At 41.5% G+C, this 20,482-nt stretch carries 20 protein-coding genes; 14 read left to right on the top strand and 6 right to left on the bottom strand.

Annotated elements, in window-relative coordinates; all coding sequences use genetic code 11:
• The first annotated feature begins 45 nt into the window (after nt 1-45).
• Together FC85_RS13295 and FC85_RS13290 are read left to right on the top strand one after the other, a co-directional pair.
• Entirely contained in the window at nt 46-2,403 is a 2,358-nt protein-coding gene (locus FC85_RS13295; protein WP_057866005.1) for an ATP-dependent DNA helicase, read from the top strand.
• An 85-nt stretch (nt 2,404-2,488) separates the two neighbouring features.
• Nucleotides 2,489-3,340 carry a fumarylacetoacetate hydrolase family protein gene (locus FC85_RS13290; protein WP_057866004.1) on the top strand — a complete coding sequence of 284 codons (852 nt, stop codon included), beginning with the start codon at nt 2,489-2,491 and terminating at the stop codon, nt 3,338-3,340.
• Nucleotides 3,341-3,562: 222 nt separating this feature from the next.
• Here the strand turns inward: FC85_RS13290 and FC85_RS13285 are convergent, their stop codons facing one another.
• Nucleotides 3,563-4,825, bottom strand: coding sequence for an MFS transporter (locus FC85_RS13285; protein ID WP_057866003.1), 1,263 nt, complete (start codon nt 4,823-4,825; stop codon nt 3,563-3,565).
• A 93-nt stretch (nt 4,826-4,918) separates the two neighbouring features.
• On the opposite strand from FC85_RS13285, the gene FC85_RS13280 reads away from it, so the two are divergent.
• The 3 genes from FC85_RS13280 (at nt 4,919) to FC85_RS13270 (ending at nt 7,083) form a co-directional block, all read left to right on the top strand.
• Nucleotides 4,919-5,536 (top strand): helix-turn-helix domain-containing protein, encoded by a 618-nt coding sequence (locus FC85_RS13280; RefSeq protein WP_057866002.1) that lies wholly within the window; start codon nt 4,919-4,921, stop codon nt 5,534-5,536.
• Nucleotides 5,537-5,539: 3 nt separating this feature from the next.
• Nucleotides 5,540-5,914 carry an Rgg family transcriptional regulator gene (locus tag FC85_RS13275; RefSeq protein WP_371862974.1) on the top strand — a complete coding sequence of 125 codons (375 nt, stop codon included), beginning with the start codon at nt 5,540-5,542 and terminating at the stop codon, nt 5,912-5,914.
• Between the two features lie 170 nt (nt 5,915-6,084).
• Nucleotides 6,085-7,083: an agmatine deiminase family protein gene (locus tag FC85_RS13270; RefSeq protein WP_186825092.1), complete on the top strand. Its 999-nt coding sequence runs from the start codon at nt 6,085-6,087 to the stop codon at nt 7,081-7,083.
• A 230-nt stretch (nt 7,084-7,313) separates the two neighbouring features.
• Here FC85_RS13270 and FC85_RS13265 read toward each other — a convergent pair whose 3' ends face one another.
• On the bottom strand, nt 7,314-8,366 hold the full coding sequence (locus tag FC85_RS13265; RefSeq protein WP_057866000.1) for a lactonase family protein: 1,053 nt from the start codon (nt 8,364-8,366) through the stop codon (nt 7,314-7,316).
• A gap of 96 nt (nt 8,367-8,462) precedes the next feature.
• On the opposite strand from FC85_RS13265, the gene FC85_RS13260 reads away from it, so the two are divergent.
• The 5 genes from FC85_RS13260 (at nt 8,463) to FC85_RS13240 (ending at nt 13,384) form a co-directional block, all read left to right on the top strand.
• The gene (locus tag FC85_RS13260; protein ID WP_225427626.1) at nt 8,463-8,954 is read left to right on the top strand and encodes a GNAT family N-acetyltransferase; all 492 of its coding nucleotides are present in this window, start codon (nt 8,463-8,465) and stop codon (nt 8,952-8,954) included.
• A gap of 180 nt (nt 8,955-9,134) precedes the next feature.
• Nucleotides 9,135-9,602 (top strand): Fur family transcriptional regulator, encoded by a 468-nt coding sequence (locus FC85_RS13255; protein ID WP_057865998.1) that lies wholly within the window; start codon nt 9,135-9,137, stop codon nt 9,600-9,602.
• Nucleotides 9,603-9,982: 380 nt separating this feature from the next.
• Nucleotides 9,983-10,981 carry a peptidoglycan recognition protein family protein gene (locus FC85_RS13250; protein ID WP_057865997.1) on the top strand — a complete coding sequence of 333 codons (999 nt, stop codon included), beginning with the start codon at nt 9,983-9,985 and terminating at the stop codon, nt 10,979-10,981.
• Between the two features lie 332 nt (nt 10,982-11,313).
• Complete coding sequence (proB, locus tag FC85_RS13245) at nt 11,314-12,147, top strand: glutamate 5-kinase (RefSeq protein ID WP_057865996.1); 834 nt, start codon at nt 11,314-11,316, stop codon at nt 12,145-12,147.
• The gene (locus FC85_RS13240; RefSeq protein WP_057865995.1) at nt 12,140-13,384 is read left to right on the top strand and encodes a glutamate-5-semialdehyde dehydrogenase; all 1,245 of its coding nucleotides are present in this window, start codon (nt 12,140-12,142) and stop codon (nt 13,382-13,384) included. Before proB ends, FC85_RS13240 begins: the two co-directional genes overlap by 8 nt.
• A 105-nt stretch (nt 13,385-13,489) precedes the next feature.
• On the opposite strand, the gene FC85_RS13235 is transcribed toward FC85_RS13240, so the two are convergent.
• On the bottom strand, nt 13,490-13,879 hold the full coding sequence (locus tag FC85_RS13235; protein WP_057865994.1) for a DUF6483 family protein: 390 nt from the start codon (nt 13,877-13,879) through the stop codon (nt 13,490-13,492).
• Nucleotides 13,880-14,142: 263 nt separating this feature from the next.
• Between FC85_RS13235 and FC85_RS13230 the strand changes: the two genes are divergently transcribed.
• Together FC85_RS13230 and FC85_RS13225 are read left to right on the top strand one after the other, a co-directional pair.
• The gene (locus FC85_RS13230) at nt 14,143-14,343 is read left to right on the top strand and encodes a helix-turn-helix transcriptional regulator (RefSeq protein ID WP_057865993.1); all 201 of its coding nucleotides are present in this window, start codon (nt 14,143-14,145) and stop codon (nt 14,341-14,343) included.
• A 2-nt stretch (nt 14,344-14,345) separates the two neighbouring features.
• Nucleotides 14,346-14,666: a hypothetical protein gene (locus FC85_RS13225; protein ID WP_057865992.1), complete on the top strand. Its 321-nt coding sequence runs from the start codon at nt 14,346-14,348 to the stop codon at nt 14,664-14,666.
• A gap of 517 nt (nt 14,667-15,183) precedes the next feature.
• On the opposite strand, the gene cobT is transcribed toward FC85_RS13225, so the two are convergent.
• Nucleotides 15,184-16,239, bottom strand: coding sequence for a nicotinate-nucleotide--dimethylbenzimidazole phosphoribosyltransferase (gene cobT / locus FC85_RS13220; RefSeq protein WP_057865991.1), 1,056 nt, complete (start codon nt 16,237-16,239; stop codon nt 15,184-15,186).
• A gap of 243 nt (nt 16,240-16,482) precedes the next feature.
• Here cobT and FC85_RS13215 point away from each other — a divergent pair, with 243 nt between their 5' ends.
• Nucleotides 16,483-17,301 (top strand): hypothetical protein, encoded by an 819-nt coding sequence (locus FC85_RS13215; protein WP_225427625.1) that lies wholly within the window; start codon nt 16,483-16,485, stop codon nt 17,299-17,301.
• A 15-nt stretch (nt 17,302-17,316) separates the two neighbouring features.
• Nucleotides 17,317-18,171: a hypothetical protein gene (locus tag FC85_RS13210; RefSeq protein ID WP_057865990.1), complete on the top strand. Its 855-nt coding sequence runs from the start codon at nt 17,317-17,319 to the stop codon at nt 18,169-18,171.
• 164 nt (nt 18,172-18,335) lie between these two features.
• Here FC85_RS13210 and FC85_RS13205 read toward each other — a convergent pair whose 3' ends face one another.
• Together FC85_RS13205 and FC85_RS13200 are read right to left on the bottom strand one after the other, a co-directional pair.
• Nucleotides 18,336-19,097, bottom strand: coding sequence for a YibE/F family protein (locus FC85_RS13205; protein ID WP_057865989.1), 762 nt, complete (start codon nt 19,095-19,097; stop codon nt 18,336-18,338).
• Nucleotides 19,097-20,203 (bottom strand): YibE/F family protein, encoded by a 1,107-nt coding sequence (locus tag FC85_RS13200; RefSeq protein WP_057865988.1) that lies wholly within the window; start codon nt 20,201-20,203, stop codon nt 19,097-19,099. Before FC85_RS13200 ends, FC85_RS13205 begins: the two co-directional genes overlap by 1 nt.
• Nucleotides 20,204-20,482 lie beyond the last annotated feature (279 nt).

The raw sequence follows: 20,482 nt of genomic DNA, 5'->3' as shown, positions 1-20,482 counted from the left end.
ATAATGTAAAGCGTGCAAATTTTGAATGCGGGGAGGGTGTTAAAAATGGCAGAACATCAAATTGGGATCCGGGAATTAGTCGAATTTTTACGTCGCAGTGGCGATCTTAGTCCCGCCACCAGCAGTGAAAACACCGCCCGCAAAGGTAGTCGGATTCACCGAAAGCTACAACATCATCGTCCTGAAACCTATCAATCGGAAGTCGCCTTGAAAACATCGTTTGACTATCTCAATGATAGCTATGTCATCAGTGGCCGGGCGGATGGAATCGATCTTGGCAATGACAAAGTCCTAATTGAAGAAATCAAAACGTCCGACTTAGCCTTTGACACCCTTCCAGAATCAACGCTAAAGCTATACTGGGCTCAGGTTAAGGTTTATTCATATATCTATATGCAAGACAAAAGCATTGACACGATTGATATGCAGCTTACCTATGTCCAGACCCCCGACGAACAAATTACAATCCGGAAGCAACCGATTGACTTAACCGAAGCAACTAAATTTTTTGACGCATTGATCAAAGAATACCAAGAGTGGATCAAGCTGCGCCACGAACTGGATGAGCGACGGATTAAATCAGCCCGGCACCTCAAATTTCCGTTCAGCAACTATCGGGCCGGCCAGCATCAACTTGCTGCCAATGTCTACAAAACGATTGCGCTCGAAAAACATCTATTTGTGGAAGCGCCAACCGGGACTGGCAAAACCATTTCAACCCTCTTTCCGGCAATCAAATCAATGGGTGAAGCTTTAATCAATCGGATCTTTTATTTTACTGCCAAACAATCGACCCGCCACGTTGCTGAGAATACAATTGGGATTATGGCGGATAAAGGATTGACCATTAAAAGCATCACCCTGACAGCCAAAGATAAAATCATCTTTGATCAGGAACGTGATCTTGCCCCCGAAGAGAATCCATATATGGTCGGCTACTACGATCGAATTCGACCAGCCATTAAGGATATTATTCAAAACGAGGATCAAATCACCAAACCACATATTCAAAAATATGCCCAAAAACACCAAGTTGACCCGTTCGAATTTTCATTAGATGTCAGCTTATTTTGTGACGTGATTATTTGCGATTATAATTATTTATTTGACCCGCAAGTTCACCTGCAACGGTTTTTCTCAGTTCCCGATAAACAAAACTGCTTTCTTGTTGATGAAGTTCATAATCTGGTGCAGCGCTCCCGGGAAATGTATTCGGCAACTCTAACTGCGAGTCCCATTGATCCGCTTGTTTCGCAATTGGCAAAGAAGAAGGCGGCAAATAGCAAAGTCATCAAAAGCTTACAATCGCTGAAACGATCTTTTAGACGATACAGCAAACCAGCAGCGACAACTGATGATCAGCAAATTGCCCAGTTGGCGCCGCTGGATAATTTCAACAATACGTTAGGTGACCTCATTGAAGTTATCCATGAATGGTTAGCCACCCAGAAACCCAGTGAGACGGTTGATGCCGTTGTCGACTACTATTTGCAATGTCGGAGTTACTATCTCATCAGCCAATTTTACGATGACACCTACCGCACCCGAATTATTATCGACGACCACACCATTATTTTTCGCCAATTCTGTATGGATCCCAGCAAGCAAATCCAAGCGAGTTTAAATTTAGGCCGCGCCGCCATTCTATTTTCAGCAACCTTGAGTCCGATTGCTTACTACCAACGGGTATTAGGCAACGAACCCGATAGCTTGTGTATGATTTCAGCTTCTTCTTTCCCCAAACAGAATTGTCAGGTAATCATTGCCAACAATATTAATACGCTTTATGCCAATCGCAACAATAGCATCAAACCAATTTGTGACACCATTTTAACCCTCATTTCCCAGAAGGCCGGCCATTACATGATCTTCTTTCCATCAATGGCCTATTTGACAATGGTCCGAGACCAATTTGGCCAACAACATCCCGATGTCCAAATCCTATCACAACAAGCCGAAATGGATAATACGGCCAGAATTGATTTCTTGAACGAATTCCGAACAGATCCCCAACAAACCAAGGTCGGCTTTGCGTTACTGGGCGGTATCTTTTCAGAAGGCATTGATTTAAAAAACGATCAATTAATTGGCGTGGGTATTGTCAGCGTCGGTCTACCCGGGATGAACAAAGAATCCGATTTAATTCGCGACTACTTTGACCAACTAAACGGTCAAGGCTTTTCATACGCTTACCAACTCCCCGGGTTCAACAACGTCAGTCAGGCTGCCGGCCGGGTCATTCGCACTGACGAGGACAAAGGCGTGATTGTATTAATGGATCAACGATTTAATCAAACCCGATACCGTCAAATTTTTCCAAAACATTGGACCAACATCGAAGTTTCGAATAATCAGACGCAACTAAAAAAGGAATTGAACAACTTTTGGAAAAATGGCAATTGATAACAGTGATATTAGTACAATCTTATCATTTGGGTGTATACTAATATCGCTGTTCGTTAATTGAATTAAGCCAGGAGGGTTTGAAATGAAATTAGCAATGTACAACAAAAAGCCAACGTTTGTGGCGGCCCAAAACGATCAGCTTTGGGGGGTTGCAATCACTGGCTATGACTCAATCGACGATATTTTACATGATTGGCAGTCGTTTCTTTCAAAAGTTTTGATCGATATTTCTGACGAAAAAATTATTAATGACGATCGCGCTGAGTTGCTTGATGCCAACAAATTCGAGCAACCCGTCCAACATCCACGCCAATTACCGGCGATCGGCTTCAATTATCTCGATCATATGAAAGAAATGGATACGCCAAAGCCCAAGCGCCCCAATGTTTTCAACAAGTTTGTCAGTTCATTGGCCGGCCCATTTAACACCATTCATTTAAGTAGTGATACCGTAGATTGGGAATCGGAACTAATCATTGTCATTGGTCGTGGCGGCCGAAACATTAGCCGTGAAGACGCGGAAGATGCCATTGCCGGTTACATGGTTGGTCAGGACATTTCCGACCGGACGATGCAGTCAATTGATGGTCCCAGCACCCAATTCGATCTCGGAAAGTCATTTCGGAATTACTCACCGGTTGGCCCATATATTACAACAATCGCCGATACCGATGACATTATTTCAAAGAAAGTCACCACTAAAGTTAACGGTGAAATCATGCAACAAGCTACTGTTGGCCAAATGATTTTTGATATCCAGACATTAATTTCCTATATTTCCGGTGTAATCGAACTCTATTCCGGCGACCTGATTTTTACTGGCACCCCTAGTGGGACCGGAGTTGGCAGAGATCCACAGGTTTTCCTAAAGTCTGGTGATGTCTTTGCCAGCAATATTGATGGATTAGGGACGATTGAAACCAAAGTAAATTAACGTACTAACAACGGTAACGAAAAATAAAATTTAAAGCAAGAAGAGACTGGGTAGTCATTTTATCCAGTCTCTTTTAGTACCATCATGCTTATTACCGAACAGAAAATACGAAAAAATAACTTCCGGTCATGTAAGGGATTTATCCAAAGGTTCAGGACCAGAGTACTCGGATAGATCCCTTAAATTCTGGAAGTTAAACGTTCTCTATCTCGCTCATGTTTTTCAATCATCAACACTACCAACATGAAACCTGTGCCGAAGAATAGCTGCCAAAGCTGTCAAGCCTGCACAAACCGCAAACAACCCCCAACTGTATTTAGTGCCTTGTTTACCTATATTCGCAATTGTTAAAAAGACCACATCGCCAACTGGTGCCCCTAACATAAACAACATCCCCAAAAAGCTCATCGCAGCCCCCAACTGGTCATCGGGAATTACTTTGACAAACAAGGCAGTCGTTCGCGGATTCAACTTGCCCAGTAAGTATCCGGTTATCAACGCCATCATGATAATAAAAACAATCGATATTTCAGCTAAAAATGTAACAGCTAAAAATACGAATGCCACATTTGTTAAGATAATCAGACCCATAATCCTTGTTCTAGCCAAAAAATCATTTTGATAGACAGCACCCAAAATACTCCCGAGAGAAAATGAAATATTGACCAATGCAACACTATTGCCAAAACTGCCAATCCAAAGCACAGGGTTGTTTAAAATACCAAGATTGATAAGCCCATCCGCCGGAGCGGCATACAGGTTAATCAAAAATCCGAATCTCACAATTGCCATTAACCGTTTATTTGAGTAAATTAATTTACCGGTTACTAATAGACTTGCTATCATCGGTTTACGTTTTTGAGCGATTTGATTCACCTTTAGATGAGGTTCAATTGACATAAAAGTTTGTCGATATTGCCAAACAATCACAGCTGCTATTAAAAAGGTCACCGCATTAATGAAACCAACAAGACTGTAATTATCATTCAGCCAAACAATCAGCGTCGCTCCAACACCCTGAAAAGCCATTTGAATCGTCGATGTCACCCCTGATTCAAGGCCGATCGCGTTATTTAACTCGTCGTTGGCAACTAAATGACCAAGCAACGGTAATGATAAACTATCGGCAAATAATCCCAAAGAATCGCTAATCATATTAATTGTCAGAAGAACGATAAAAATAGGTAACGAGCGCTTCAACCCAATTAGTCCTGCCAATCCGACAAATAAGCCAAACTGGCTAATCCGTGAAAAAATCATTCCAAGATATTTATGATGGACATTATCCGCCCAGTACCCTGAAAAGACGTCGATGATACTGGGGATATCGTTTGTGAACGATACTAAACTGACAGCAAGCGTTTTAAAGGACAAATTTCCCGCGTAAATAATGAAAACGATATTAAATAAACTGCTGCCGATCGCATTAAAAATTGCCGCATTAACAAGCGCTCGGAATCCGTGATTAGTCAAATATGAATGCATAAGCAAGACCTCAATTCTTGCCTACATTCTATAAAAGAATTAAACTTGATTTTAATAAATTCCGATATACTGGAATTGTTAGAAGGCAAAGAAATGCAAGAAATTGGTAAACTATTCCGGAAGTTACGAACGGACCGTCACCTCACACTTAAACAAGTCGCAGACAAGCAGAACAGTCTTTCATTTATCAGCTCATTTGAAAATGGGCAGTCTCAGATCAGCTTTAATCGGCTGATCTACCTGCTTGACAAAATCAACGTGTCGGTTGAAGAATTCCTTTATCTTCGTGGAAAAGATACTTTCATTCCACTAAGCATCGCTTATTCAGATCATAATTCTGTCTTTTTAACAAGTACTTTTATGCACCAATTAGGTCGCTTCTCAAATCAATTATTTAATTCTAAAGACCACACGAAGGCTGAAAGAATTCAGGAAAGAACCCAGCTAATCACAATCATCAATTCCTTGGAAAAGACTGATCAGGTTGGCTGGAATCATTACATTATCATCCTGTACCAGATTCAACTAGCCGAATTAAATTGGGAAATTGACCACACTTCCTCATTATCAGTGCTTAATCGAACTCGGGAGAAACTATGTCGACCGCTTGTCAGCTACCTCTACAACATTGAAAACTGGAGCACATTTGAAGTGATTTTATTCGGCTTCAGTCAACCCGCAATGCCAATTCAAACCGTTCATCAACTTTAATCAATTGCAATTAAACGAACTGCCCAAAGTGACGGTTTCCCGATTCTGCAAACAATGCGGTTTAACTTACTGTTCAGTTTATTCGCCACCTATATTAACGCCAGAAAATTGCAGTGGGCAAGTGATGTGCTGGCCTTAATCAAACAATCGATTGCTGAACGGGAAGATAGTTCCTACGCGATCGAATACCATTTCTATCAAGGATGGTATGAATTCATTAAATCTAATGGCACCGCCGGCGAAAATAAAATGAATGAAGCCATTACTATTTTGGATCTCCTGAATGAACCGCAAACCAAAGCCGGATTCAAAACAGCTCTGCATATTATTAAGCAAAACCAAGCGATGCCGGAAAAATGGCATTTGTTCATTTTATAACCAAATCATTTATTGATAAGTTAATATTACTAAATAATTTTATTTTATAATTAGCCCACCTTGTCAACAGGTAGTTTTTCCTCTTACAGCGCTTATAATATTTTTTATAAAATTAATAACAAAATCCAGTGCTATCATAATGCCAACAAACAAGTTGGAGGATATTATCAATGCAGAAACGAATCGGATTTTTAGCACTTATTATCTGTGCCGGCAGTTTATTGGTCGCTGGAACCAAAAGCTCTGTCAACCAAACTGCCGCAGCAGACCAGTCGACAATTTATACAGCCCTACCCAGTTCTGATGACACCTACTATCATCCCTTTAATAAAGCACTCCATCATTTTGACAATCAATTAGCCAGACTGGACCCGGGAAACGTCGTCACAATTACCCAAGAGGCACTATCTCATCGAACCAGTAACTTCACCTATGACGACATTTGGCTTCGAGATGTTGCGCCGGTAATTACCACCAAAATGATAAAGTTTCGTTACCACCCAGGTTATCTCAAAAGGGCAGACAGTCACTATTTAGATCAACGTTTTCGAAGTTGGCTCAACCGGGAAAAATTCAATTATCAAACCAGCAGCCTGGTCTTGGATGGTGGTAATCTGATTTGGAATAACAGTGATACCGTTATCTTAACGACCCACGTCTTTGCCGATAACCCAGATTGGTCCCGAGCGGAAATTATAGCGGAATTAAAAACAAAATTAGCGGTCCATCATGTCATCTTCATCCCCACCGAACCTGGAGACGTATTGGGCCACGCCGATGGGATGGTTAAGTTCATCAGCTCCCGGAAACTATTTATTAGTGATTTCTCTGGGAACCAAAAATTGGTCAGAAAGGTGCAACGACTCATTAAAGCCCAACTTCCTGATGCCAAATTTGTCCTCCTACCCTCTGCCTATACATCAAAGGGCCAATATGATGCCAAAATTGCTTCAGCTAAGGGATTATATATTAACATGCTGGAAACGCCGAACACCATTTACGTCCCACATTATGGTCTCCGAACGGATGCTCAAGCACTAAGAATTGTTAAACAACAAACTACTAAAAAAGTCGTGCCCGTTGATGTCGCTCGAATCTCAACCACCGGTGGTTCTGTCCATTGTTTGACCTGGGATGTTCCCACAAAATTTTTGCCGAAAAAAAGTTAACGGTCAGACTTCCGACTTGCAACCGCCGGCGCTGATCATTTTTGGTGCCCTAATCATACCCGGAAAGCTAATCGTCTTTTTCACCCCAATCCCGTTTGGTTGATCAACGTATTCAACACAGAGAAACCGTCATTTATTCCTTTACGAAAAAAGCTGGGAATCACGCTCAATCAGCGTCATTCCCAGCTTTCAATTTTTTAAAAACAATCATTTATTATTAATTAGCCAATTTACTTTTTACGTAAGATGCTAACACCTTCTGGAACGGCAAAATCCTTCTGGATCATCGTTAGCTTCCCGCTCTCAGCATCACGCGTATACAACGTTGCGTTATCTGAATTTTGATTGAGACAAATAACAAACGATTCGTCGTCACTAAAGTTAAAATCTCTTGGAAAATCGCCTTCAGTTGAAATTCGTTGCACTAATTGAACATCACCGTTATCATCTGAACTAAAGACGGCGATTGAATTATTACCCCGGTTAGAAACGTAGACAAAACGACCATCTTTTGAAACCCGAACTGCGGCAGCACCATTGTGTTCTGTCCAATCATCGGGAATCGTTGATGAAATCGTCCGGACTTTCAATTCACCTTTGGTTGAATCATAGTCCAAAACAGCTAAATTACTACTCAATTCGCCAACTAGGTAAGCAACATGCTTCTTTTGGTCAAAGGCAATGTGTCGAGGACCGTACCCATCTTCCATTTGCAATTCACTGTGTGGCGTCAATTTACCGGCATCGTTTAAGTCATAGAGATAAACCTTATCAACACCTAAATCGACGGCAACTACCCGATTATCCGGTGTTAAATTAACAAAATGGGGATGTGGCCCATCCTGTTGTTCGGCACGAAAGCCGAGGGTGCCTTTGTCCATCACCCGATCAGCCAACGAAATTGTCCCATCTTCGGCGATCTTATACGTGCAGACAATACCAGCATGATAATTAGCTGTAAAAACAAGGCGCCGGGCTTCATCAACAGCAATGTAAGCTGGTGATGTTTCTTGATCATGCACCGTGTCAATTGGTTTTAATGGAAAATCATCCCGGTTGCCATCCCATTCATGGAAGCCGCCAGTCACGCCGCCCTTATCATCCTTAACCTTGGTAATCGCATAAATGCGCTTACGGCTGGACTCGGCAACATAAGTTGGATCAATGGCGCTGCCAACAAAGGTCAGGTTTTGCAACTTCTGATTATCGGTATCTAATTCAAGTTGATAGACACCCTTACTGATTCGTCTGGTATATGTTCCAATTAAATATTTTTCGATCATATTTTTCCTCCAGAATTAGTTTATAGTTACATTATGCCACAGAACGAACTTAACCAAAATAGCTTTGAAAGCTTTTTCACGAAAGGATTAAAAATCATGACATCATTTGAAAAATTCCACCCAGTTCTCACTTCCCACTATACGCTTGATTGGTTGACCCAAACACCAGTCAAACAAGTCGATAATCTCTATACCAATCCAAATATCTCAACTGTTGCCGCCGAAAAGCTGCCAACCCAAATTCTGGATACTGTCAAACGGATTAACCACATTATGCAGAAGGTTATGAACGACAAACAATTAACTTGGGGCGTCACCGATTCAAACAACCAAACTTTTGTTGGAATCATCACAATTTCCGGTTTCGACCACCCTAACCAAATCGGTGAGTTGGATTTTATTGTTGATCAAGCACACTCAGAAGCCCTCGGTGAAATTGTTCGTCGATCAATTCAATTTGTAGCCGATCATTTTAACTTCAATCAACTCCAGGTTAATTTATCAGTTCCTAACGATGTCGTTCAAAAAAGCCTGATTGAAAACCAGTTTAAGACCAACGACCAAAAGCATTTTATTTTAGACTTGTGACTATTTGGACTAATTTTAAGGTATTTTAAGATTATCCCATTAATTATGCCAATATCATTGAATATTTCGTTAAACTATATTAGAATTATTCTAAAGTAAGAACCAGTTATTTTTAATAAGCACCAGATTTTCAACTGTGTTTGGATTAGACACTTTTCTTTCCTGAGGAGGAATTCATTAATGACCAGTACAGCACTCAAACAGTCACTTGCTCAGCTCAAAAAGCAAGGAATTCGAATAACGCCTCAACGTGAAATTATCTTGGATTATCTCATTACCCACCATAATCATCCCTCCGTTGACACCATTCGTGACGGCATTGAAACCAAGCTGCCCAATTTAAGTGTGGCCACAATTTATAATACATTAAAATTACTCGTGGACAATGGACTAGTCATCGAACTGCCAAATAATGACGGCGGAATTCGTTACGATTATTTTGGAATGCCCCATTACCATGCGATTTGCGAAAACTGTGGAAAAATCATCGATATTTTTGATGATGAGTATCCCGAGTTGGTTAAACATGTCCAAAGCTTTACCCGGAACAAAACTGGTTATCTGATCACAGGTACTCAGCTTGAAGTTACCGGAATCTGCCCTGAATGCCAACAAAAGTTACACATTGCCAAGCTATCCCAAAAATGAATTATTACAGTCGCAAACACATGCCCCATCAGTGTTTGACGTGTTTCTTAAGCCTTTTGTCAACAACTCTTAATATGATTGATAACTAGTTCGACAAAGCCCGCAATAGTGCGTTAATTCGCTATTTGCGGGCTTTTTTGCGGCTTGAAACGACTAGTCGTTATCGTTTATATTAAACAGCGTACAAGTTAACCGATGTAAATATTTAACATACAACGTTATTGGTGTCGGGGGAATTTAGCCACCGCTCAGTTAAGTAAAAACGTAACGAACGCCAACCAACCGTTTTGCATCAGCGTTAAATCCTAAAATCTTAAAAAATAAACCATTAAAATCGAAACTTAGACAATCACATTCACACATCTGAAGGGGAAACTATTTTGAAAAAACGAAGTCTACTAGCAGCAGTCTGCTCTCTGTCATTCGCGGTCATTGGCATGTTCTCATTTTCCGGATCACACGCCTCTGCCAGCAGTGTTAACAGCTACATCTCCAGCAATGATATTGGCCATGCCAGTGTCACCTCCTCAATTTGGAACGGCTTTCCAAAGAATAAATATCGGAATGGCGTTGGCAAACCCGAGGGCGTTGTGGTTCACGAAACCGCAAACCCCAACTCAACCATCTACAACGAAATTGCCTACATGAAAAAGAACTACAGTGCCGCTTTCGTTCACACTTTCGTTGATGCCAGCCGAATTATCAATATCGCAAACACAAACTATCTTGCTTGGGGAGCCGGATATCCGGCTAACGCAAGATTTGTCCAGTTTGAACAAGTTCGCGTTCACAGTAAGTCCGCGTTTGCCCACGAAATTGCCAATGCTGCGTATTACACCGCTTATACTTTGGATGAATATGGGTTAAAGCCCAACGATGCTGCCTATGATGGCAAGGGGACGGTCTGGTCTCACAAGGCTGTTTCAAAATTTCTGGGAGGCTCTGATCATACTGATCCAAACGGTTATTATTCCTCCATGGGTAAAGCCTATTTCGGCGGCGCCTATACCATGGCTCAATTTTATCAACTAGTCAAAACCAACTATGATAATTTGAGTGACGACAGCACGAGCGGTTCCATTACAGCAAATGTAAAAAAGAAAAAGGCTTACGATGAAGTCACCTACAAATCAGTTGACCAAAACGCGTTATTAGGAGACACGTACAAGTCATACAAATTGTACAACCACGTGAAAAATACGCGGGCAAATGTTAAATCTTATTCATGGGCATCAGTAGGTGCAACTGTTGGCAAGAAAGTTTATATTGACAACGACAGCACTAAAGAAAACGGCCATCACTGGTACCGAATCCGCTTCAGCAGCGACTCCGGCGCCACGAAATATTGGGTCTACGAAAAGGCTCTTAATTTGGAATAAGAACCATTTCAGTTGACAAGTTGATAGTAAGTAATATATGATTACGGTGTTTTAGAAGATCAAGTAGTGGCAATTAAGAGAATTCGCCAAAAGCTGAAAGGCGTTTTAGTCCATGAATCCTACCTTCGAATAAAATTGTCTTAATCTGACACGGATATTTCCGTTAACAATGTAAAAGTGTGAAGCCTCGCTTTGAATGAGAATGGTACCGCCCGCAATTGGGTGTCTCAACTCATTCAAAGTGGGGCTTTTTTTAATATCCTAATTTTCAAGCATGACGATTCAGTATCTGTTTCTCCTTTCGCAATCATAATAAACATCAGGTGATCTCTATGGAAAATCGAATTATTACTGCAAATCGAATTGTTGTCAAAGTTGGTACCAGTAGCTTAATCTATCCCAACGGCGCCATCAATTTTGAAACATTCGACCAGCTGGCTTACACTTTAAGCGCTCTGAACAATCAGGGAAAGGAACTGATTTTAGTTTCTTCCGGCGCAATTGGCGTTGGCCTAAATAAAATGCATCTTAAAAAACGGCCAACTGAAATTGGTGCTCAACAGGCTCTGGCTGCCATTGGCCAATCAGAACTCATGACCTTGTTCACCCAACGATTTAATCATTACATGACAAACATTGCCCAAGTCTTATTAACCCACGATGTTTTTGACTACCCCAAAAGCGATCAGTTTGTCATGAACACTTTCAATTGTTTACTTAACGACAATGTGATCCCGATTGTCAACGAAAATGACACCGTCGCTACCGACGAGCTGGACCATAAAACAACCTTTGGTGATAACGATCAATTGTCAGCAATTGTCGCCAGTCATGTCAATGCTGATTTACTAGTCGTTCTGTCAGACATTAACGGCTTTTACGACCGAAATCCTAAGAAATTTACGAATGCCAATCTAATTAACCAGGTATCTAAAATTGACGATGAAGACTTTTCAGTCGCCGGTGGCACAGGCAGCCGGTTTGGTACCGGCGGGATGCGGACTAAATTATTAGCCGCAAAACGCATGTTGGATGAAGATCGGCAAATGGTGCTGGCCAACGGAAAGGATCCACGGGTCATCCTTGATATCTTGGCTGGCAAACAAGTTGGCACCTTATTTTCCAGGACTACCCCACAATTAAAGGAGGGCGTTACTCATGAATGAACAACTTATTCAAATTGGTAAAAATGCCAAGGCAGCTGCTTATAAAATGAATTTACTGGACACCGTCACTAAAAATCTGATTTTAAATGAATTTGCCGATAAATTAGTCCTGCATACGGCTGATATTTTAACCGCCAACCAAAAGGATTTGGCTAATGCTTCTGACATGCCGGCTAAATTTACTGATCGATTAAAATTAACTGAGCAGCGCGTCGCTGATATGGCCGCTGGCTTACGTCAAGTTGCGGCCCTGCCGGATCCAATTGGTAATATTGAAAAGGGTTGGCAAAACGATGCCGGCCTTCAGATTGAGCAGAAACGGGTGCCACTTGGCGTCATTGCGATGATTTTTGAAGCTCGACCAAACGTCACGGTCGATGCCTCCGCACTCACATTTAAGAGTGGTAACGCCATTATTCTTCGAGGTGGTAAAGAAGCTCTCAACAGTAATTTGGCACAGGCTCAAGTTCTGCGAGACGTTTTAATTGCCAACGATCTTGACGAAAATGTCATTCAGATTCTGCATGATACCAGTCATGAAACGGCCAATGATTTAATGCATCTCAATCAATTCGTTGATGTCTTAATCCCCCGTGGTGGCTCAGGTTTAATCCAGGCAGTTGTCAAAAACGCAACGGTCCCGGTCATTGAAACTGGCGCCGGCAATTGCCACATCTATGTTGACCAATTTGCTGAAAAACAAATGGCGATTGATATCATTGTTAACGCCAAAGTGCAACGACCTTCAGTTTGTAACGCTGCCGAAAAATTATTAATTCACCAAGATGTCGCTGAAACCTTATTACCAGATATCGCCAAGGCACTTCAGGATCACGGCGTTGAATTACGGGGTGATGATCGGAGCCGGCAAATTGTTTCTTCAATCAAACCAGCTACCGAGGACGATTGGTCGACTGAATACAACGATTTGATTATGGCAATTAAGGTAGTTGATAACGAGCAAGCTGCAATTGATCATATCAATCAATATTCAACCGGTCACTCTGAAGTCATCATTTCCGACAACTATCAAAATGGTCAAGCCTTTTTAGATAAAATTGATTCCGCGTGTGTTTATGTCAATGCCTCAACCCGATTCACCGACGGCTTTCAATTTGGTTTTGGTGCCGAGATTGGCATTAGTACTCAAAAACTGCACGCCCGCGGTCCGATGGGACTTAACGAATTAACAACGACTAAATATGTGATTCGCGGCAATGGCCAAATTCGTGAATAATCTGATTCATTGCCTACCTGTTTCTTATTCGAAGCTTTTATCAAAACTGAAAAGCCCATGATTTAACCGCCTTTTACCAAGGGATTAAATCATGGGCTTTTTAATTTACCTAGTTGTTTTGGGCGCCTTATCAGCATCCAACTTAAGTCGACTCAATTGTCTTAGTCCGGCCATAATGGTTTGTTTGGACAGATCCTCGCTCGGGTGGTTGGTCTGATTAGACAAATTCACTTGATCGTAAAACCAATTTCCTAATTTGACAAAATCTTGATCTGCCATGGTCCGCTGGTATTTTAAAAGCCGTTCTGCTGCCTGAGCATACTGATGCTGATCAATTAATTGTTGCAACTCGTTTTGATGTGGTAATTTCTGACGTTGATCCTGTGGAAAAACAATCTCAGTCCGTCCAGTCGACTTTCCATGACCCAGTATATAAGCCATCCCTTCAGCAGCTGCCCGAATTTGACGAATAATAAAATCATTATCTTCCAGCATGGTTACCACTCACTTTCAATTTTCGGTTTAAAGCATTTGCCCTGCTTCATTTTTAGCATAGGCCAATTCACGTCAACTTACCGCCAAAATCCCCTGGCAATCGGGGATGTCAAAGCATTTTGACAGGATAATTTGTGGGTAATAGTGATTATTTTGGCACTTATTCATCAAAATCATAGTAATGATCTCTTGACATAATATAACGGGTTCGTTACCATAATTTACAAATAGATTTGCATTGGATTGAATGAGGAGGATTGCTGTTGATTAAAAATCGAATCAAAGTACTCCGGGCTGAACGCGACTGGACACAAGCCATGCTCGCCAAAAAAGTTGGCATTTCCAGACAAGCAATTATTTCAATTGAAAAGTATAAGTACACACCATCCCTGGAATTGGCGTTTGATATTGCAGTGGCGTTTGACGTTTCTATCACTGACATCTTTTATAAAGCGGAGGTATAGCCATGGATCAAATTATCATCGTATGTTTAGTTCTAGTTTCACTCTTCTTCACCCTTTATCTTGCAAAATATAAGGCAGACCAAGGGATAAAGTATCAAAATGACGAGCGCTGGAATTACGTTTTGGCAAAATCAAATACGATAACTCAAAAATACGATGACTTTTTACTATTGATTGTCTCAATTATCGGAATTATGAGCGTCTTCATCCCCATTCACTTTACGTTTAGCACCACACGAGTTTTAATCATTCTTTATCTCTGCCTGTCGTATCGAAATGTCGTCGAAACCTTAACGTTAAAATATTATGATCAACGTGTGTAACGTGTAAAAAGGGACAGCTTCCGGCCATATAAGCCCCCGCAAACAATATTCCCAAACCAGGAATATTGTTTGCTGACTGCGAATCACCCTTGTTACTTAGCCAAAACGTGCAAAAGCCGAGCAGCTTCCGGCCATATAAGCCCCCACAAACAATATTCCCAAACCAGGAATATTGTTTGCTAACTGCGAATCCCCCTTATTACTTAGTCAAAACGTGCAAAAGCCGAGCAGCTTCCGGCCATATAAGGCTTCGTTTTGAGCTTTTTAACTGTAAATCTCCCTGTTATCTAGTTGAAACGTGCAAAGCAACCGCAGCTTCCGGCCATATAAGCCCCCGCAAACAATATTCCCAAACCAGGAATATTGTTTGCTGACTGCGAATCACCCTTATTACTTAGTCAAAACGTGCAAAAGCCGAGCAGCTTCCGGCCATATAAGGCACTTAAACCCAGATTCAAAACAAGAATCTGGGTTTAAGTGCCTTATATTCTGGAAGCTAAACGCTCGGTTTTGCACTCTACGCCGTGAAATTCACCCCCATATCCTCCAAAGTCGTCATATTTTTCAATACTGACTGGATATCGTCAATCAAAGCCAACGTTACCACCGCGCCACTACCTTCTCCGGTTGCCATTCCCAGATTAAACATTGGTGTGACTCCCAGCTTCTTCAAAATTGCTTTGGTTCCTGCCTGCCGCGTTGCGTGCGATGCAATCACATACCTCTGGATTCCCGGACACATCGCTTCAGCCAAAGCCAAGGCAGCATACGAAATAAAACCATCCATAATGAGTGGGACATGATGCGCCGCCGCACAAATCATTGCGCCAGCCTTTGCACCAATTTCAAAACCGCCAACTTTACTTAAAACGTCTAAACCATCAGTTGGATCCGGCTGCCATTTTGCCAACCCTTTTTCAACCACATCGATTTTATGAGCCAGCCGCTTATCGGAAATCACAGAACCACGGCCCACCACATCAGCAACCGGCAGTGAAAGCAACGATGCAATCATTGCTGAAGACACCGTGGTATTGGCAATGCCAAGTTCACCAACGCATAGGATCTGGTTACCCTCATGAATTGCCTGAGCCGCCACGTCATAACCTGCTTGGACATCTCGAATCGCTTCATCACGGGTCATTGCCGGTTTCTCGAGAAAATTATTGGTTCCCTTACGAATCTTCAAATTGATGACCGCCTGATCCAAAATATCAGCGTCAATTCCGACATCAATCACTTTAACCTCACAATGATTCGCCTTTGCCAGCGCCGCCACGCTTGAATGGCCCGCTGCCATATTAACGGCTTGCATTGCTGTGACTCGCCGTGGGGTTGCCGAAACGCCTTCCCGTTCAACACCATGATCACCACAAAAAACTAAACAACAACGTTTTTCAGTTTGTAACTCAACCCGTTGCTCAATCCCGGCAAGATCAACCGCTAACACTTCCAAATTGCCCAAACCGCCAACTGGTTTTGCTAAATTGTCAATTTTTTCTCGCATGGCTTTTCTGGCTGCTTGAGAAATCGGTTCGATAGTTGGTTTTAATTTAGTTTCATTATTTTGCATAATCGTCATCCTCACTTTACGAAGCAAATTTATCTTAAGCGTACACCCTTTCTTGAATCCGCTTACGTCATTTACTAAAAACTGACAATAATTTATTGTTCAACCGCTTCAATGGCCGTTATTTGTCATGAATGTTGCAGAATCTTGTTAATATTTGAAAATGTTTTCCGATCCCAAAAGATTTTGCCGCGACAGCCAACCACTGCTACAATTAACCTAAACTACGAAAAGAGGCTCACTATTTTGAAAGTCATCACCCGTTTAAGTTTAGGACTGACTGCTGGATTAACATTTCTGATTGGATCCGTTCTTTTAGGAACCACAACTGCAGACGCTAAAGTCATCCAAAACAGCTTTTTAACAACCCAGCGAACCATTCATACTACTAACAGCAAGAAACAAGTTCAGCTCTCCCTGCCAAAGGGAACCACTGTTCAAGCCGCTAAGGTTAAAAATCAGGCTGGTCGAAAATATATTTACATTAATGCCGAGCAACTCAGCTACCGGTTGCGCAAGCCGTTGCTAAGTTCAAAAGTAACCAGCAATTTCAGCGGTTGGATTCCGGCAACCAAAGCCAACTTTAAACAAATCAAGACACCCGTTTACTTATCCTATTACAATACCAATGTTCGCAAAAAACGCGTTAACAACCGGTATTTCAGCACCAACAGTAATTTATGGCAGGGTGACACCCTTCCCGCCGATTATGCTTCCCAAAGTGGTAACCGATTGCGGGTAACTACCGATGGCTACCTGGAATATTTTGTCAAATCCCCCTTTGTCTACCGAGTCTCTAAAAAACCAACAGCAGCCTTAAAGGTGCAAAGTGCCACTCATCCCGGTGGCAGCGGTAAGGACATAATGGTCTTCAACTCATCATTTTCACCACTGCCCTTTCAAAAAACCACGGGTAGCACTTATACGTTGACAATCCGTTGGCTCAGTGCGGCAACCGTTACCGCCATTCCCAACGAAAATAATGTGAAAGAATTGACTCACCAATATGTTTCAAAAATTGGTAATCAGGATTGGTACCACCGGACAAGTACCACAAAATTTTAAGAAGGATGATTAAAATTGATAAAATTTAAAATGATTTTTACTTGCTGCTTAGCGAGTGCCATCGCGTTAGTCAGCACGCTCACATTGACCACCACGGCATCAGCCCAAACCCGGTTTCTTTCAAACGTTGCCAATCAGGACTTCTTGATGACCAACCGAACAATTCACACCACCAATAGTTATTTCAATGACGTTAACATCACCATTCCCAAAGGAACCGTTTTTCAAGTAAGCGGCCTTTCCAAGGGTGCCAAAACCGGTTATCCCTATGTCAGCATTGATACGAATCAATTACGCTGGTCACTTAGAAAACCGTTTATCACTTCCAAACATAACCAACAGCTGACTGCCGGCATTTGGGCAACGACTAAGAACTTTAAAAAGGTGACCGCACCTAATTATTTGCGGTATTATTCGCCAAATCAAATGGCTTGGTCCATCAATTATGGATTTATTTGGCAGGGATTTAAGTATCCCGCCAGCAATCAGATTGTGAAGGCTAAAGAAAACGCAGTTCGGGTTACCACCGATGGTTACTTGGAATTTCTCAAAGGTCAGCCGGCAATCGGCAGCAGTAAAATTAGTCAACCATTCAGCACGGCCAAGGTTCAAAAATCAACGACCAAAGGAAATATCACATATCTATATACGACGACTAAAATTGCCGGTTTGCCAAGCACGCATATCAACGCCAGTGGTCGCTATCAATACCGCTTAAAAGTCATCAACACCAACCATCATTTAGTCACAATCAACCCAAGAAATAACAATTCCAATTCCAAGTACGTTGATTCTGCAGTCATCGTCAGTCGTTGTTACATTGGCAACACAAAAACAAATTACTATAAGCTGAATCAATTCGCTTTTTAATGAATCGTAACTTGCACTGACTACTGTAAACTTTAAGCTAAAAGCATTGCGCCATCACATTTGTATTTACAGTAACATAAAAGAGACCGGGGAAATCATGATTTTTCCGGTCTCTTTTGTGTAATCATAACTATTACAAAGCAAATATGAAACAAAAAAATGACTCATTTAGCTGCGGTCTTCCGTTTCAACTTCAAACTCATGATCCATGTTGTAATCGGAATTGTTGTCACCACCCCAATCAGTGACACGACAATGGCAATTAATTCTGCTGCGAACACCTTATCATTTAGGATTTCACCAAACGAATAGTTTAAACTGTAAAACCAAATAAACAAGCCCAGTGAACTGCCGAAGAAGCCAAAGAACAGGGTATTAACCGCGGTACCGATAATCTGCTTGCCAATGACAATCCCGTCCACATATAGCTGTTCACTCCGAATCAATTGGTGTTGGGTGATAATTTCATCCAAACCGGAGGCAATCGCAATTGCGGCCTCGGCAATGGCACCCAGTGAGCTTAGAATGGCCGTGGCAATCGCGATTTTAGTGAAATCAATGCCCACGTACGTTGATAAGCCTTCCAATTCTTCGCTGTCCTCTAAACCAAAGCCACCCACCTGAGCCCAATATTCAATCGGGATAATAATGGCAATTAACAAAATTAAAATAATGACCGAAGCTTCGAATGCCGTGACCGATGCATTGTCACTCGCATCGCTCCAAAAAATCGTAATAGCTAATAAAATGGCGCTTGCCACAACGGCCACGAGGATTGGCGGCATATGAAACGCAATCAGGACAATACTGAAAAATAAAATTCCAAAATTGACAACCATGCTTAAAAATGATGTGATGCCTTGTTTGCCGCCAACAATCATCATCAAAATCAATAAGACAATCCCTAACGCTGTGATAGCTCCCATTAGCGATCATCTCCTTTAATCCATAAGCCCGCAAACAAACTTGACAGAATCACCGTTAGCACGATGCCAATCCCACTAATCAAGCTCGACGTCATTCCTAGCGACATATTCATTGAAAATGAGTATTGCCAGCTATTCCCGTTCTTCAAATATAGCAATGTCATTGGTAAGGTTTCCGCCATAAAGATAAAGAATAAGACATTAATCAGTGGTCCCATAATCGATTTACCAATTTGGCGACCAGAATTAAAGAGTTGCATTTTAGTCAACTGCGGTCGTTCGTGTTTTAAAGTTGCCAACGATGCGATAATGTCGGTTGCTTCATCCATGACCGCCCCTAAAACACCAATCAGTACTTCCGCAATAAACAGTGGCTTGGGCAATTGAGTCACGTACTGCATCGACTCATAATAAACACCCCGCTCATGAGTCCCCATAAAGGCTAACAGGGTCAGTAAAATTGTCGTTGCGGTCGCGCCAAGGACTGCCGCTAAAGTTACCAACATTTTGCGATTCCATCCCATTACGAGAAATAAGGTCACAAAACAAAAGACGACAGCTAACACACTAAAGATAAGGATCACCGCCGCGCCATCATTGTTATGATCAATTTTAATTGCGATCCAGAATAAAATCGTATTAATGACAATACTGGAAATGACAGTAATTCCTCGTAACTTTAAAATTAGAAATAACAAACTAATTGCAAGGGCAAACAAGAGAGCAATTGGTGCATCCCGCTTCAAGTCTTTTACCGTGGCGTGAAGCCTGGGAGTTGTATGTAAGGTAATAAATAATTTTTGGCCTTTCAAATAATGGTGATCCATCGCGTGAGAATCCGAATACGCATTATTAATTGACAGTTTTCTCCCCGCGTATTTGCCGTTTGTGATTTTCCCATAAAGGGTCTGCACATGATAGTGATCGACATTATGAAACTCGTCAGTCATTCGAGTCGTCTTACCACTTTTTACACTGGTTACCTGATAAATCGGCTGGGCATATAAGCCATCATTGTGATTAATTAAGAATACCGCAAATAAGCAAAAAACAATTGCCGCAACGATTTGAACCCAAGTCATTTTACTCGTTAGTTTTGTGTCCATGCCTACACATCTTTTCAAATCAATTTAGGCCTATTCTAACATTCAAGACAATCATATTAGTTGTTCAAACGACAATTTAACAGAATCGTGAAATTTCGCGATCATCATCGCATCGTTTGAATTTTTTTCGAAAGATCGATAAGATAGTTTCCAAATTGATGATGCTGTTAAATTTTGTGGGACGGCAAACTTAAAGGTCTCTATCCAATATAAAATTTAGTAATTAACGCGTTGTGCTAGTTGTGCCATATTCTTAACAATTAAATCTTTTATAGAACT

The organism is Lentilactobacillus diolivorans DSM 14421, from assembly GCF_001434255.1.
Lineage (GTDB): Bacteria > Bacillota > Bacilli > Lactobacillales > Lactobacillaceae > Lentilactobacillus > Lentilactobacillus diolivorans.
Note: the sequence above shows the minus strand (reverse complement) of the source record. Positions and strands in the feature narration are given on the sequence as shown.

Coding starts and splice junctions, on each gene's coding strand:
- FC85_RS13200 (WP_057865988.1), bottom strand. CDS start 20,203: ATGGACACAAAACTAACGAGTAAAATGACTTGGGTTCAAATCGTTGCG.
- FC85_RS13285 (WP_057866003.1), bottom strand. CDS start 4,825: ATGCATTCATATTTGACTAATCACGGATTCCGAGCGCTTGTTAATGCG.
- FC85_RS13260 (WP_225427626.1), top strand. CDS start 8,463: ATGACATCATTTGAAAAATTCCACCCAGTTCTCACTTCCCACTATACG.
- FC85_RS13265 (WP_057866000.1), bottom strand. CDS start 8,366: ATGATCGAAAAATATTTAATTGGAACATATACCAGACGAATCAGTAAG.
- FC85_RS13240 (WP_057865995.1), top strand. CDS start 12,140: ATGAATGAACAACTTATTCAAATTGGTAAAAATGCCAAGGCAGCTGCT.
- FC85_RS13225 (WP_057865992.1), top strand. CDS start 14,346: ATGGATCAAATTATCATCGTATGTTTAGTTCTAGTTTCACTCTTCTTC.
- proB (WP_057865996.1), top strand. CDS start 11,314: ATGGAAAATCGAATTATTACTGCAAATCGAATTGTTGTCAAAGTTGGT.
- FC85_RS13270 (WP_186825092.1), top strand. CDS start 6,085: ATGCAGAAACGAATCGGATTTTTAGCACTTATTATCTGTGCCGGCAGT.
- FC85_RS13255 (WP_057865998.1), top strand. CDS start 9,135: ATGACCAGTACAGCACTCAAACAGTCACTTGCTCAGCTCAAAAAGCAA.
- FC85_RS13290 (WP_057866004.1), top strand. CDS start 2,489: ATGAAATTAGCAATGTACAACAAAAAGCCAACGTTTGTGGCGGCCCAA.
- cobT (WP_057865991.1), bottom strand. CDS start 16,239: ATGCAAAATAATGAAACTAAATTAAAACCAACTATCGAACCGATTTCT.
- FC85_RS13205 (WP_057865989.1), bottom strand. CDS start 19,097: ATGGGAGCTATCACAGCGTTAGGGATTGTCTTATTGATTTTGATGATG.
- FC85_RS13280 (WP_057866002.1), top strand. CDS start 4,919: ATGCAAGAAATTGGTAAACTATTCCGGAAGTTACGAACGGACCGTCAC.
- FC85_RS13235 (WP_057865994.1), bottom strand. CDS start 13,879: ATGCTGGAAGATAATGATTTTATTATTCGTCAAATTCGGGCAGCTGCT.
- FC85_RS13295 (WP_057866005.1), top strand. CDS start 46: ATGGCAGAACATCAAATTGGGATCCGGGAATTAGTCGAATTTTTACGT.